Raw genomic sequence first — 14,365 nt, 5'->3', positions numbered from 1 at the left:
ATTCACCGGTTACCCGAGCCCGAGGAGGATCCGGTGAGCAGCACCCGTCCGGCCGCCGTGCTCTTCGACATGGACGGCACCCTGGTCGACAGCGAGCGGTTGTGGGACGTCGCGTTGGCCGAACTCGCCCACCACTACGGCGGCGCCCTGTCCGCCGACGCCCGTCGGGCGATCGTCGGCACGGGGATGGCCGACTCGATGCGCATCCTGCACGACGACCTGGGGCAACCGCACCGGGATCCGCAGACCAGCGCGGAGTGGATCAACGCGCGGATCCTGGAGTTGTTCCGCACCGGGCTGCAGTGGCGGCCGGGGGCGCTGGCGCTGCTCGGCGCGGTCCGGCAGGCGCGGATCCCGACCGCCCTGGTCACCTCCAGCGGGCGGGCGCTTGTCGAGATCGCCCTGGACACTCTCGGCCGCGACAGCTTCGACGTGGTGGTCTGCGGCGACGAGGTCGACTCGACCAAGCCGCACCCGGAGCCCTACCTGACGGCCGCCCGGCTGCTCGGAGTGCCCATCGACAGGTGCGTGGCGATCGAGGACTCGGCGACCGGGGTGGCCAGCGCGGTCGCCGCCGGGGCCGCGGTGCTGGCCGTACCCGCCGAGGTGCCGCTGGCGCCGGCCGACGGCGTACACCAGTTGGAGAGCCTGCTCCTGGCGGACCTGGACCTGCTGGCGGGGCTGCTGCGCCGAACCCCCGCCTGACCCCGCTACCGCCCGGCTGGTCGGCTGGACGCGCAGCGCAAGGCCCTGCCACCGGATCGGTGACAGGGGCCTTCGCTTCGGCGGTGCCTCAGTCGTGGGCGATGGCGCCCAGCACGTTGATCCGGGCGGCCCGGATCGCCGGCAGCGCCGCCGCGATCACGCCGATGATCGCGGCCAGGCCGAGGAAGACACCCATCTGGCCCCACGGCAGCACCAGCTTGGTGATTCCCTCGTCGCGCAGGGCCTCCACCACCGCGGCACCCAGGCCGGCACCGACCACGACGCCGAGCAGCGCGCCGAACACCGAGATCACCACCGCCTCCACGGTGATCATCCCCATGGTCTGCGACCGGCGCAGGCCGATGGCACGCAACAGACCCAGTTCCCGGGTCCGCTCCAGCACCGACAGGGCGAGGGTGTTGATGATGCCGAGCACCGCGATCACGATGGCCAGCGCCAGCAGGATCTGGATCATCTGGAGCAGCCCGTCGAGTTGCCCGGCCTGCTGCTCGATGAACGCGTCCCGGTCGGCCACCGACACCTCCGGGCTGTCCGTCAGCAGCGCCTCCACCTGGGGCAGCACGTCGGCCGCCCGTACTCCGGGCTCCAGCTGGATGTAGCCCTGGATGGGCTGCGGGATGGCGAAGTCACGCGCCGCCTCGGCGGGCAACGTCACGCCGCCGAACAGCGGGGTGCTCTCGTAGATGCCGGTGACCGTGTAGGTGCGTTCCTCGCCGCGGGCCAACTGCACCGGTACCGTCGAGCCGACCGACAGGCCACGCGACTCCGCCGCGTCAGAACTGATCAGCATCTGGCCCGGCCCCAGCCGCCCGATGTCCCCGGCGGTGGCGGTGGCGCCGAACATCTGCACCAGCGCGCTCGGTTCGCTGCTGGCACCGACCCAGGTACGCTCGCCGCCGACCAGCGCCATGTCGCCGTACTCGCCGTCGACGAGGCGGACACCGGGGATGGCCTTCGCCTCGTCCAGCACCGCCGGGTCGAACGTCGGCGGGCGCGGACCCGACTGCGCCCCGGCGATCACCAGCTCGGCGCTGATGCTGTCCTGCGCCAACCCGCTGATGCTGCTCTTGGCCGAGTCCAGGATCACCGTGATGCCGGTGACCAGGGCGATCCCCACCATCAACGCGGCGGCGGTGATCGCGGTGCGGCGCGGGTTGCGGCCCGAGTTGAGCCGACCCAGCTTGCCCGGCACCCAGCCGGAGAAGACGGTGCCCAGCGCCGCCACCACCGGACGACTGATCAGCGGCGTCAGCAGGGCCACCCCGATGAACGAGAACAGCACGCCACCGAGAATGGTGGCCAGTGTGCTGCCACCGGCGTACCCGCCCAGGCCGAGGAAGAGCAGGGTGGCGCCGATCGCGGTGACCAGCGCGCCGCCGACGGTCACCTTGGTCAACGGCCGGTCCGGCGTGGCCACGTCCTGCATCGCCGCGATCGGTGGGATCCGCGCGGCCCGCAGCGCCGGCAGCAACGCCGCCAGCACCGTGATCACCAGACCGACGCCGAACGCGCCGATCACCGCCGAGGCCGGCACCGCGACCCCGGCCAGGGCCAGCCCGCCGGCGAGGTTGCCGAACAGGTACGCCAGCAGCGCGCCGACGCCGATGCCGGCGGCCAGGCCGAACACCGAGGCGATCAACCCGACGGCGATCGCCTCCAGCACCACCGAGCCGATGATCTGCTTGCCGCTGGCGCCGACGGCCCGCAGCAACGCCAGTTCCCGGGTGCGCTGCGCCACGATGATCGAGAAGGTGTTGAGAATCAGGAACGTACCGACCAGCAGGGCCACCGCGGCGAAGCCGAGCAGGATCCGGTTGAAGAAGGACAGCCCTTCCTTCAGGCCGGCGGCGGCGTCGGCGGAGAGCTGCTCGCCGGTCTTGACCACGTAGCCGTCGCCGACCGCCGTGGCCACCGCGTCGCGCAACTGTTCGTCGGAGACGCCGTCGGCGGCGGTGACCACGATGTTGCTGAACACGTCCGGCTCGCCGAGCATCAGCTGCTGCGCCACGGGGGTGGTGAACATGACCTCGTTGGCACCGCCGAGGGAGTCGCGGTCACCGCTGTAGCCGAAGATGCCGACGATTGTGAAATCCTGGCGCGGCTGGAGGGTGAGCACCCCCACCCGGTCGCCGAGCGCCACCCGGCCGGCGTCCGCCAACCCCTTGTTGATCACGATCTCGTCGTCGGCCTGCGGTTCCCGACCCTCCCGCAACCGCACCAGGTCGCTCTCGCCGGTCCAGTTGCCGCCCAACTGCGGCGGCCCGAACGAGGTGACCGCCTTGCCGTTGCTGCCGATCAACCGGGCCCCGTCGACGCCGACCACGCCGGTGGCCTCGGCCACCCCGTCCACCGCGCGCACCGTCTCCACAGTGGCGGCCGGGAACGGGCTGGCCAGCTGCTCGCCCTCCATCTCGCCGATTTCCAGCTTCGGCTTGGCGGCCACGTTGACGTCGACCTCGGCGTACGCGTCGGCGAACAGCGAGTCGAAGGAGCGGCCCAGGGTGTCGGTGAGGACGAAGGCGCCGGAGACGAACATCACGCCGAGCACCACGGCCAGGCCGGACAGGATCAGCCGGACCTTGCGGGCCAGCAGACTCTTCAAGGTTGCCCGGAACATCAGCCGGCCACCTCGGCGGGCGTGTCCAGCTTCTTCATCGTGTCCAGCACCGTGTCCGCGGTCGGCTCGATCAGCTCCGAGACGATCTGCCCGTCGGCGAGGAACACCACCCGGTCGGCGTACGCGGCGGCCGTCGGATCGTGGGTGACCATGACGATGGTCTGGCCGTGCTCGCGTACCGAGTTGCGCAGGAAGTTCAACACCTCCGCGCCGGAACGCGAGTCGAGGTTACCGGTCGGCTCGTCCGCGAAGATCACCTCGGGGCGGGCGACCAGGGCCCGGGCGCACGCCACCCGCTGCTGCTGGCCGCCGGACAACTGCGCCGGCCGGTGACCCAGCCGGTCCCGCAGACCCACCGTGTCGATCACGACGTCGAACCATGCCGGGTCCGGCTTGCGCCCGGCGATCGACAGCGGGAGCAGGATGTTCTCCTTGGCGGTCAACGTCGGCAGCAGGTTGAACTGCTGGAAGATGAAGCCGACCTTGTCGCGGCGCAGCTTCGTCAGACCCGCGTCACCGAGCCCGGTGACGGTGGTCTCGCCGATCTCCACGGTCCCCCTGGTCACCGAGTCCAACCCGGCCAGGCAGTGCATCAACGTCGACTTGCCGGAACCCGACGGGCCCATGATCGCGGTAAACCGTCCACGCTCGAACTCCGCGCTGACCCCCCGCAGGGCGATGACCTGCGCCTCGCCGGTGCCGTACACCTTCCACACGTCGCTCGCCCGGGCTGCGGCTGATGCCGGCTGGCCTGTGGTAGCGGTCACGTCACGTACCTCTCCGTCGCGTCTGCTCGCACCGCCCCCGCTGGTCCGGTGCGAGTCCATCATCTGTGCTGCCCACCGCCGATCCGTCCGACTCCGGGCGGAGCCGAAGCGGATTTCCGGCTGCGGGTACCCCCCAAACCGAAGTCAGGGTTGTCCCCGACTCCGGCAGCTGTCGCTCGTCTGCCGTCGGTGGTCATGGTCATCCTGGACGTTGCCGTCGCGTGAGGGTCAACCGATTTCCGCCGCAGGTCGTCACGGTAGGTGACGGATGCAACGGTGGCGTTAACCCCCAGGTCGGACCAGGCCCGACTCGTACGCCAGCACCACCGCCTGCACCCGGTCGCGTAGCCCGAGCTTGGTCAACACATGTCCGACGTGCGTCTTGATGGTGGTCTCGCTCACCGACAGCGCCCGGGCGATCTCGGCGTTCGACAGGCCGCGGGCGACCTGCACGAGCACCTCCCGCTCCCGTTCGGTGAGCGCGCCCAACGCCTTCGGTGGCGTCGCGGACGGATCCGGCAGCACGTCGGCGAAGCGGTCCAGCAGCCGACGCAGGATCCGCGGCGCCACCACCGCGTCGCCGGCGGCCACCGTGTGGATCGCGGTGACCAGGTCCTCCGCCGGCACGTCCTTGGCCAGGAAGCCGCTCGCCCCGGCCCGCAGCGCACCCACCACGTACTCGTCGAGGTCGAAGGTGGTCAGAATGAGCACCCGCACCGGCAGCCGGGCATCCACGATCGCCCGGGTGGCGCTCACCCCATCCATCCTCGGCATCCGAATGTCCATCAGCACCACGTCCGGCAGCAACCGACGGGACAGCTCCACCGCCTCCACCCCGTCGCCGGCCTCCGCGACGATGTCCAGGTCGGCCTCCGCGCCAAGGACCATCCGGAAACCGGTACGCAGCAGTGGCTGGTCGTCGGCGAGCAGGATCCGCACCGGCCGGGCCTGCCCCGTCGAATCGGCCATCTGATCCTCCCTGTCGACTGCACCGCTCACCAGGCCCACCTCACCGTCGGCTCGTCTCGGGCAGCGGCTCGACCGGAATCCGGGCATACACCCGGTAGCCGCCGCCGCTGCGCGCGCCGGTGCGCAGGACCCCACCGTAGAGGCCGACCCGTTCCCGCATCCCGACCAGGCCGTGCCCGATCCGATCCGGGTCCGGTGACGGCCCGCGACCGGTGTCGGTGACCTCGACCTCCACCGCGTCGCCACCGAAGCCCACCCGCACCTGCGCGGTCGCCGACCCGGCATGTTTGAGGGCGTTCGTCAGCGCCTCCTGCACGATCCGGTACACGGTCAGCGCCACCCCCTCCTCCAGCTGCCCCGGCGTGCCCGTCACGGTCAACGTCACCGGCAGCCCGGCCTCCCGGACCTGATCGGCGAGCGTCGCGATACCGGCCAGACCCGGCTGCGGCGCCAGCTCCGCCGCCGGCTCGGCCTCGGTACGCAGCACGTCCAGCAGCCGGCGCAGCTCCCGCAGCGTCGCCCGGCTGGTCTCCTCGATCGTGGCCATCGCCTCGTCGGCGCTGTCCGGGTCGCGGCGCAGCACCCGCCGCACCCCGGTCGCCAACACCCCCATCACGCTGACGTGGTGGGCCACCACGTCGTGCAACTCCCGGGCGATCCGACGCCGCTCGTCCGCGACGGCCTGCTCGGCCAGCGCCCGCTGATTGGCCTCGGCGACCCGGGCCCGTTCCCGCAGCGCCTCGGTGGACGAGCGGCGCGCGTGCACCGTGCGCCCCACCGAGAACGACACGATCCCCACCAGGATGCTGTTGGCGATCAGGAACGCCGAACTGACCTGCGGAACCCCCTCCGGCGGCACCAGGGCGTTCACCACGGCCACCGGAAGCCACAGCGCCACCGCCGCCACCAGCGCCGGCCGCACCGGACGGTAGGCCGCCATCGTGTAGGTGAGCACCACGAAAGTCAGACTCTGCGTGTTCGGCGCCACCTCGATGACGAAGGACGGCAGCAGCGTCGCCAACGCGGCGAGCAGCGCCGGCCACGGCGCCACCCGGCGCAGCACCACCGGTGCCGCGCACACCACGCTCCACCCCAGCGTCGCCGGCAGTGGCCGCGGCCAGAGCTCCCGGGGAGCCAGCAGGGTGAACACGACCTCCGCCAGGACCAGGCCGACGGCCAGCAGCGCGTCACCAGCCGCCGGATTGCGACGCAGCCACTGCCTCAGCGCGTTACCCACGCCCCGACGCTAGCCGCCTCCACCGCTGAAAGATCGTCTTGTGTGGTGACTCGTCCCTCATCCCCGCGAAGGAGGGCGGCTACTCGTCGGCGCCGGGTGGCGCGGGGGAGGACCGGGCGTCGCGCAGCGGATCGGGCGTCGTCGTCGGCTCTGGGAACGGCGGCGGCGTCCCCCCGTAGCTGGGGCAACGGGCCTGATGACTGCACCAGTCGCACAGCCGGCTCGGCCGGGGCCGGAAATCGCGGGCAGCGGTGGCCTGCTCGATCGCCCGCCACAACGCCACCACCGTCCGCTCGAAGCGCACCAACTCCTCGGCCTCGGGGGCGTAGTCGCACACCTCGGCGTCCTTGAGGTAGAGCAGGCGCAGCACCCGGGGCACCACGCCACGGGTACGCCACAGGACCAGGGCGTAGAACTTCAACTGGAACAGGGCCCGCGCCTCGAACGCCTCCCGGGGGGCGCCGCCGGTCTTGTAGTCCACCACCCGCAGCGCACCGTCAGGAGCCACGTCGAGCCGGTCGAGATAGCCGCGAATCAGCAGCTCGTCGTCGACCACGGCGGAGATCAGGCTCTCCCGCTCCGCCGGCTCCAGCCGACGCGGATCCTCCACCGCGAAGTAGCCGCCCAACAGGGCCGACGCCGAACGGAGGAACTCCGCCACGGCGGCCGGGTCGTCATCGGGGAACAACCCGGCCAACTCCGGCTGCTCGGTGACCAGGCGGTCCCACTGGCCGGGGACGAGATCACCGGCGGCCTCCGGAGTGCGGGCGGCCGGCGCCAGGTCGAACAACCGCTCCAACACCGCGTGCACCAGCGTGCCCCGAGCCTGCTCCACGCTGGGCCGCTCGGGCAGCCGGTCGATGCTGCGGAACCGGTAGAGCAGCGGGCAGGTTTTGAAATCCGCCGCCCGCGACGGTGACAGCGAGGCCCGCACCCCCGCCGGCAGCTCCGTCGGGGTCGGGGCCTGCTGAGTGATCACCGGATCCGCCGTCATGCCCCGGAAGGTTAGGCCACCGGTATGACAGGCCGACCGCCGCCGCTCCGGTAGGTGATCTCCCGCCGCGTAGCATCAGCCCGATGGAACAGCGCAGGCGACCACGGGCCGCCCGGCGCCCCGGCATGCGGGTGGGCCGGATCCTCGGGGTGCCGCTCTACCTGAACGGCTCGATCCTGCTGCTCGCCCTCCTGATCACGGTCCTGTACGGCGAACTGGCCGGTCAACGACTGCAACTGTCCCCGCTCGGCGGCTACCTCGTCGGGGCCGGGTTCGTCCTCGCACTGCTCGGCTCGGTGCTGGCCCACGAACTCGGCCACGCCCTCACCGCCCGCCGCTTCGGCATCGGGGTGCGCGGAATCACCCTGGAACTGCTCGGCGGTTACACCGAGATGGACCGCGACGCGCCCTCCCCACGGGTGGACCTGCTGGTGTCGCTGGCCGGGCCGGCCGTATCAGCCGTACTCGGCGCGGCGGCCGTCGCCGCGACGCTGGCCCTGCCCGACCGCACCGTGGCCGATCAGCTCGCCTTCCAACTCGCGGCGAGCAACGTCATCGTCGCGCTGTTCAACATCCTGCCCGGGTTGCCGCTGGACGGCGGTCGGGCGCTGCGCGCGGTGGTCTGGGCGCTGACCCGGGACCGGCACCGGGCCACCGAGATCGCCGGTTGGGCCGGACGGATCCTCGCCGTCGGCACCGCGCTGCTGGTGGCCGCGCTCTACGCGATCGACGTGCTGAGCCTGCTGGCCCTGCCGCTGACGGCACTTGTCGCCCTCACCCTCTGGCACGGTGCCGGACAGTCGATCCGGATGTCCCGCATCGGCCGGCGGCTTCCCCTGGTCGACCTGGCCACCCTCGCCCGTCCGGTGCACCCCGTGCCCACCGGCACCCCGCTGGCCGAGGCGCAGCGCCGCGCCGCGCAGACGCACCCGACCACCGAGCCGCAGCACCCGGTCGCGTTGCTGGTCACCGACTCCACCGGCCGACCGGTGGCCCTGGTCGACCCGGCCGCCGCGGCGGCGGTGCCGGAGGCCCGCCGCCCCTGGCTGGCCGTGGACGCGGTCGCCCGTACCCTCGCCGACCTGCCGGCCATGCCGGTGGACACGGACGGCGAACGGGTGCTGGAGACCGTGCAGACCCACCCGGGCGCACAGTACGTCGTGACGGCAGGCGAAGATGTCGTCGGCGTTCTGCACATCGCGGATCTGGCTCAACTGCTCGAACCTCACCGGAAGATGAACACGTGACCGTCACCCACTCCGCCCACCCGGCCAGCGACCTGCCCGAGCAGAAGGTGGAGCCGCCCGCCGTGCGGCGTGGGCCGTTCCAGCCCGGTGACCGGGTGCAGCTGACCGACCCCAAGGGGCGGATGCACACGGTGACCCTGGAGCCGGGCAAGGAGTTCCACACCCACCGCGGCATCCTGGCGCACGACGCGCTGATCGGTCTGCCCGACGGCAGCGTGGTGACCACCTCCGGCGGCGGCACCGCGTTCCTGGCGCTGCGCCCGCTGCTGTCGGACTACGTGCTCTCCATGCCCCGGGGCGCCCAGGTGATCTACCCCAAGGACGCCGCGCAGATCGTCGCCATGGGTGACATCTTCCCCGGGGCCAAGGTCCTCGAGGCCGGCGCCGGCTCCGGAGCGCTGAGCTGCTCGCTGCTGCGCGCGGTCGGCACCGCCGGAGAACTGCACTCCTACGAACTCCGCGACGACTTCGCCCAGATCGCCCGACGAAACGTCGAGTCGTTCTTCCACGGCTCGCACCCGGCCTGGCACCTGCACGTCGGTGACGTCGCCGAGTGCCGCGAGACCGGTTTCGACCGGATCATCCTGGACATGCTCACCCCCTGGGAGAACCTCGACATGGTCGAGCGCGCGCTGCTGCCCGGCGGCGTGTTCATCGGCTACGTGGCCACCACCCCGCAGCTGTCCGAGCTGGTGGAGGCCCTGCGCGAGCGCGGCGGCTGGACCGAGCCGCGGGCCTGGGAGTCGCTGGTCCGGGACTGGCACGCCGAAGGGCTGGCGGTCCGCCCCGACCACCGGATGATCGCCCACACCGCGTTCCTCGTCTCCGCGCGTAAGCTCGCCCCGGGCGTGACCGCCCCGCCCCGGCGTCGCAAACCCAGCAAGGGCACCGAGGCGTACGCGCAACGCCGCCAGGCGCTACGCGAGGTGGAGGCGGCCCGGCAGGCGGCCGTGCCGCCACACGAGGCACCCGCCGAGCAGACACGGCCTGACGTGGCGCAGGAGACGGACCGGCCGTGACGGCGGAGGTGATCCGATGAGTGAGCGTCAGCGAGCGAATCATCAGCTCGGTGCCTTGGTGCCTCATGTCGGCCCGCAGCGCAGCGGAGGGCGGGCATGAGTGAGCGTCAGCGAGCGAATCATCAGCTCGGTGCCTTGGTGCCTCATGTCGGCCCGGAGCGCAGCGGAGGGCCGACATGAGCCGGCCCGGCTTCGGCGGTGGTGACCTGCCTGCGGTCTTCCCCGACTGGTCGCCGTACACCGACCTGGAATCTGCGGCGCGCGCCTACCTGCGCGACCCCGACGTCGCCCTGGAAGCGCTCGGCGGCGTACTGCGCGGGGCGTCGGTGCTCGGCTTCACCCTGGAACGCTTCGTCAACGAGGTGAACGGCGTGTGGCAGGAGGTCGTCGTCTGCGACGGCAGCCGTCTGGTGCTCTGGCACGGCGAGGACGTGCCACCGGGGGAGGGACCGCCGGGCTCGATGACCTCCTCGCTGCGGGTGGTGCCGGTCTCCTCGGTCACCGAGGTCGGCTGCCGACGCCGGCTGTTCCGCCATGACAACGGGGAGATCCGGGTCGACAGCATCGACGTCTACCTGCTGCTGACCTCGCTGGACGAGTCGCCGCCGGGCGAGGAGAGCGCTGGCGGCCCGCGCCACGACGCACTGCGCTTCGGTAAGACCCTCGACGACGGCGGCGCCGGACAGATCGCCCGGTTGGAGGAGTTCGCCCGGCTGGTCGCCTCGGTGGTCGGTCGCCCGTTGCTGTAGCCCGACCGGGTGATTCCGTGATCAGCGGGTCAGTCCTCGGCCTCCGGGCCGGCGACCTCGACGCCGTCGCTGCCGCGTACGACGTGAATGCACTCGCCCGGGCACTCCTTCGCCGAGTCGATCACCTCCAGGCGCAGGTGCTCCGGCACGTCCACCCGGCCACCCGGTGCCTGCACCAGCTCACCGTCGGGACCCTTGACGTAAGCCAACCCGTCGACGTCGAACTCGAAGACCTCCGGCGCGTACTGCACGCACAGCCCGTCGCCCGTGCACAGATCCTGGTCGACCCAGACCTGCAGCTGATCGGTCGCGACCTCGGCCACCGGTGCACCCCCCATGTTCTCCCGTCCCACCCCTCGACGGTACCCGAATGCCCGTACCCGCCCGTCGACCCACCCTTGGCGATCAAGCTTCGGTGACGGGCGCGTTGCGGAGGACCGAATCGGGCTCATAGCGGCTAGTGTTAGGTCAGAACGTTCAAGCCCCCCGGGGAGGTGGGACGTGGCACGCAGCGACGACGCGGACTCGCGCGCCGCACGGTGGGAGAAGGAGGCCCACGATCTCTCCACGCAGGTCGCGTTCCTTCAAGAGGAACTCGCTCTGGTGCGGCGCAAGTTGACCGAGAGCCCCCGACACGTCCGGCAGCTCGAAGAGCGGCTGGCCGCCACCCAGGCGCAGTTGGCGCGGCTGACCGAGAACAACGAACGGCTCGTGAGCACCCTCAAGGAAGCTCGCGCGCAGATCGTGACGCTCAAGGAGGAGATCGACCGGCTCGCACAACCCCCAAGTGGCTACGGCGTCTTCCTGGCCCGGCACGACGACGGCACGGTCGACGTCTTCACCGGCGGACGGAAACTGCGCGTGGCCGTCTCGCCCTCGCTCGACGTCGACGAGCTGCGGCGTGGCCAGGAGGTCCTGCTCAACGACGCGCTCAACATCGTCGACGCGTTCGGCTACGAGCGGGTCGGCGAGGTGGTCATGCTCAAGGAGATCCTCGCCGGTCCCGAAGGCGCGCCGGGTGACCGGGCGCTGGTGGTCTCGCACTCGGACGAGGAACGCATCGTGCACCTGGCCGAGACCCTGATCGGCAGTCCGATCCGGGCCGGCGACTCGCTCATGATCGAACCTCGCTCGGCGTACGCCTACGAGCGGATTCCCAAGAGCGAGGTCGAGGAACTCGTGCTGGAGGAGGTGCCGGACGTCGACTACACCGACATTGGCGGCCTGCACTCCCAGATCGAGCAGATCCGCGACGCGGTGGAATTGCCGTTCCTGCACGCCGACCTGTTCCGCGAGCACCAGCTGCGCCCGCCGAAGGGCATCCTGCTCTACGGCCCGCCCGGCTGCGGCAAGACGCTGATCGCCAAGGCGGTCGCCAACTCGCTCGCCAAGAAGATCGCCGAGCGGCAGGGCAAGGAGAGGCACACCAGCTTCTTCCTCAACATCAAGGGCCCCGAGCTGCTCAACAAGTACGTCGGCGAGACCGAGCGGCACATCCGGCTGATCTTCCAGCGCGCCCGGGAGAAGGCCGGCGAAGGCACGCCGGTGATCGTCTTCTTCGACGAGATGGACTCGGTCTTCCGCACCCGCGGCTCCGGTGTCTCCTCCGACGTGGAGAACACCATCGTGCCGCAGCTGCTCAGCGAGATCGACGGCGTCGAAGGGCTGGAGAACGTCATCGTCATCGGCGCCTCCAACCGGGAAGACATGATCGACCCGGCGATCCTGCGTCCTGGACGACTCGACGTGAAAATCAAGATCGAGCGTCCGGACGCCGAGGCGGCCAAGGACATCTTCTCCAAGTACATCCTCTCCGGCCTGCCGCTGCACGCCGACGACCTGGCCGAACACGGCAGCGACCCCCAGGCCACCGTCGCCGCCATGATCGACGCGGTGGTGCTGCGGATGTACTCGGAGACGGAGGAGAACCGCTTCCTGGAGGTCACCTACGCCAACGGTGACAAGGAAGTCCTGTACTTCAAGGACTTCAACTCCGGCGCGATGATCCAGAACATCGTCGACCGGGGCAAGAAGATGGCCATCAAGGAGTTCCTCACCTCCGGACGCAAGGGGCTGCGCCTGCAGCACCTGCTCGACGCCTGCGTCGACGAGTTCCGCGAGAACGAGGACCTGCCCAACACCACAAACCCGGACGACTGGGCCCGCATCTCCGGCAAGAAGGGCGAGCGGATCGTCTACATCCGCACGCTCGTCTCCGGCGGCAAGGGCGCCGAAGCCGGACGCTCCATCGAGACCGCCAGCAACACCGGTCAGTACCTCTGACCGACCGGCGCCACCGGGGCCCGCGACGCACCGCGTCGCGGGCCCCGTCGTACTCCCGGACCGCGTCGCACAAGGCTCGCCACCCCGGTCCCGGGACGGACCCGCCCCACCGCCACGCCCCCGGTTGGCGAAGTGGCGACTACGCTCGACATGACGGGGACCGGTCGGGCAAACGAAGCGGGTAGGTCGATGAGCGTTAGACGAATCATGGGCACCGAGGTCGAGTACGGCATCTCCGTGCCCGGCCAGGCCGGCGCCAACCCGATGGTCACCTCCTCCCAGGTGGTCAACGCCTACGGCGCTCGACCGGAACTGAACCGCGGTGGCCGGGCCCGCTGGGACTACGAGGAGGAGTCACCACTGCGGGACGCCCGGGGTTTCACCTACTCCGGCGCGGCCTACGACCCGGCCGAGGCGCTCGCCGACGAGGACCTCGGCCTGGCCAACGTGATCCTGACAAACGGGGCACGGCTGTACGTCGACCACGCCCACCCGGAGTACTCCACCCCCGAGGTGACCAACCCCCGCGACGTCGTCCGCTGGGACAAGGCGGGGGAGCGGGTGATGGCGGAGGCGGCGCGGCGGGCCGCCACGATCCCCGGCACGGCGCCGATCCACCTCTACAAGAACAACACCGACAACAAGGGCGCCAGCTACGGCGCGCACGAGAACTACCTCATGCGCCGGCAGACGCCGTTCGCCGACATCGTGGCGTACCTGACGCCGTTCTTCGTGACCCGGCAAATCGTCTGCGGCGCCGGCCGTGTCGGCATCGGCCAGGACGGTGGCCAGAGCGGCTTCCAGATCTCCCAGCGATCCGACTTCTTCGAGGTCGAAGTCGGCCTCGAGACCACGCTCAAGCGGCCGATCATCAACACCCGCGACGAGCCGCACGCCGACGCGGACAAGTACCGCCGGCTGCACGTCATCATCGGTGACGCGAACCTCTCGGAGATCTCCACCTACCTCAAGGTGGGCACCACCGCGCTGATCCTCACGATGATCGAGGAGAAGGCACTCGGCCCCGACCTCGGCATCGCCGACCCGGTCGGCGAACTGCGCGCGGTCAGTCACGACCCGTCGCTGTCGCACCTGATGCGGCTGCGCGACGGACGCCGGCTGACCGCCATGGACGTGCAGTGGGCCTACCTGGAGCGGGTGCGCGCGTTCGTCGACGACCGCTACGGCAACGACGTCGACGAGCAGACCGCCGACGTGCTGGACCGGTGGGAAGGCGTGCTCGACCGGCTCGGGCGCGATGTGATGCTCTGCGCCGACGAACTCGACTGGGTGGCGAAGCTGCGGCTGCTGGAGGGCTACCGCGAGCGGGAGAAGCTCGGCTGGGGCTCGCACAAGCTCCAACTGGTCGACCTGCAGTATTCCGACGTACGCCCGGAGAAGGGCCTCTACCACCGGCTGGTCTCCCGCGGGTCGATGAAGACGCTGCTCAGCGACGAGGAGAGCCGTACGGCGATGACGGAGCCGCCCGAGGACACCCGGGCCTACTTCCGGGGTCGCTGCCTGGCCCAGTACGCCTCCGAAGTGGTCGCCGCCAGCTGGGATTCGGTGATCTTCGATGTCGGCCGGGAGTCGCTGGTGCGGGTGCCGATGATGGAGCCGGAGCGTGGCACCCGGCGGCACGTCGGAGAGTTGTTCGACCGCTGTGCCAGCGCCAAGGACCTGCTGGAGACTCTGACCGGCGGCTGACCCGCCGACCACGTCCACCAAACTAGTTCGTCCCCCGCGCGCCGGTACCG

General features: G+C 70.9%; 12 protein-coding genes. 6 read left to right on the top strand and 6 right to left on the bottom strand.

Annotated features, from left to right (window positions below; genetic code table 11):
- Positions 1–57 precede the first annotated feature (57 nt).
- On the top strand, positions 58–705 hold the full coding sequence (locus tag KBX50_RS01720) for an HAD family phosphatase (RefSeq protein WP_210934386.1): 648 nt from the start codon (positions 58–60) through the stop codon (positions 703–705).
- Between the two features lie 88 nt (positions 706–793).
- On the opposite strand, the gene KBX50_RS01715 is transcribed toward KBX50_RS01720, so the two are convergent.
- The 5 genes from KBX50_RS01715 to KBX50_RS01695 all read right to left on the bottom strand — a co-directional run bounded on the left by KBX50_RS01715 (position 794) and on the right by KBX50_RS01695 (position 7,310).
- Complete coding sequence (locus KBX50_RS01715; protein WP_210933970.1) at positions 794–3,343, bottom strand: ABC transporter permease; 2,550 nt, start codon at positions 3,341–3,343, stop codon at positions 794–796.
- Positions 3,343–4,110 carry an ABC transporter ATP-binding protein gene (locus tag KBX50_RS01710; RefSeq protein WP_210933967.1) on the bottom strand — a complete coding sequence of 256 codons (768 nt, stop codon included), beginning with the start codon at positions 4,108–4,110 and terminating at the stop codon, positions 3,343–3,345. Before KBX50_RS01710 ends, KBX50_RS01715 begins: the two co-directional genes overlap by 1 nt.
- Before the next feature lie 282 nt (positions 4,111–4,392).
- Positions 4,393–5,079 (bottom strand): response regulator transcription factor, encoded by a 687-nt coding sequence (locus KBX50_RS01705; RefSeq protein WP_210933965.1) that lies wholly within the window; start codon positions 5,077–5,079, stop codon positions 4,393–4,395.
- Positions 5,080–5,119: 40 nt separating this feature from the next.
- Positions 5,120–6,316: a sensor histidine kinase gene (locus KBX50_RS01700; RefSeq protein ID WP_210933962.1), complete on the bottom strand. Its 1,197-nt coding sequence runs from the start codon at positions 6,314–6,316 to the stop codon at positions 5,120–5,122.
- Between the two features lie 79 nt (positions 6,317–6,395).
- On the bottom strand, positions 6,396–7,310 hold the full coding sequence (locus tag KBX50_RS01695) for a PD-(D/E)XK nuclease family protein (RefSeq protein ID WP_210933961.1): 915 nt from the start codon (positions 7,308–7,310) through the stop codon (positions 6,396–6,398).
- An 83-nt stretch (positions 7,311–7,393) separates the two neighbouring features.
- On the opposite strand from KBX50_RS01695, the gene KBX50_RS01690 reads away from it, so the two are divergent.
- The 3 genes from KBX50_RS01690 to KBX50_RS01680 all read left to right on the top strand — a co-directional run bounded on the left by KBX50_RS01690 (position 7,394) and on the right by KBX50_RS01680 (position 10,325).
- Positions 7,394–8,557 (top strand): site-2 protease family protein, encoded by a 1,164-nt coding sequence (locus KBX50_RS01690; protein ID WP_210933960.1) that lies wholly within the window; start codon positions 7,394–7,396, stop codon positions 8,555–8,557.
- A gap of 32 nt (positions 8,558–8,589) precedes the next feature.
- Positions 8,590–9,576 (top strand): tRNA (adenine-N1)-methyltransferase, encoded by a 987-nt coding sequence (locus tag KBX50_RS01685; RefSeq protein WP_247672997.1) that lies wholly within the window; start codon positions 8,590–8,592, stop codon positions 9,574–9,576.
- 176 nt (positions 9,577–9,752) lie between these two features.
- Positions 9,753–10,325 (top strand): hypothetical protein, encoded by a 573-nt coding sequence (locus tag KBX50_RS01680; RefSeq protein ID WP_093406003.1) that lies wholly within the window; start codon positions 9,753–9,755, stop codon positions 10,323–10,325.
- Between the two features lie 29 nt (positions 10,326–10,354).
- On the opposite strand, the gene KBX50_RS01675 is transcribed toward KBX50_RS01680, so the two are convergent.
- Positions 10,355–10,648 carry a ferredoxin gene (locus tag KBX50_RS01675; RefSeq protein WP_093406155.1) on the bottom strand — a complete coding sequence of 98 codons (294 nt, stop codon included), beginning with the start codon at positions 10,646–10,648 and terminating at the stop codon, positions 10,355–10,357.
- A 178-nt stretch (positions 10,649–10,826) separates the two neighbouring features.
- Between KBX50_RS01675 and arc the strand changes: the two genes are divergently transcribed.
- Together arc and dop are read left to right on the top strand one after the other, a co-directional pair.
- Complete coding sequence (arc, locus tag KBX50_RS01670) at positions 10,827–12,608, top strand: proteasome ATPase (RefSeq protein ID WP_210933958.1); 1,782 nt, start codon at positions 10,827–10,829, stop codon at positions 12,606–12,608.
- Positions 12,609–12,797: 189 nt separating this feature from the next.
- Positions 12,798–14,315, top strand: coding sequence for a depupylase/deamidase Dop (gene dop, locus KBX50_RS01665; protein WP_374224558.1), 1,518 nt, complete (start codon positions 12,798–12,800; stop codon positions 14,313–14,315).
- Positions 14,316–14,365: the final 50 nt, after the last annotated feature.

The sequence above is a fragment of the Micromonospora sp. C51 genome, assembly GCF_018070435.1.
Classification (GTDB): domain Bacteria; phylum Actinomycetota; class Actinomycetes; order Mycobacteriales; family Micromonosporaceae; genus Micromonospora; species Micromonospora sediminimaris.
The sequence above is the reverse complement of the archived record's forward strand: the minus strand, read 5'-3'. Positions and strand labels throughout refer to the sequence as shown.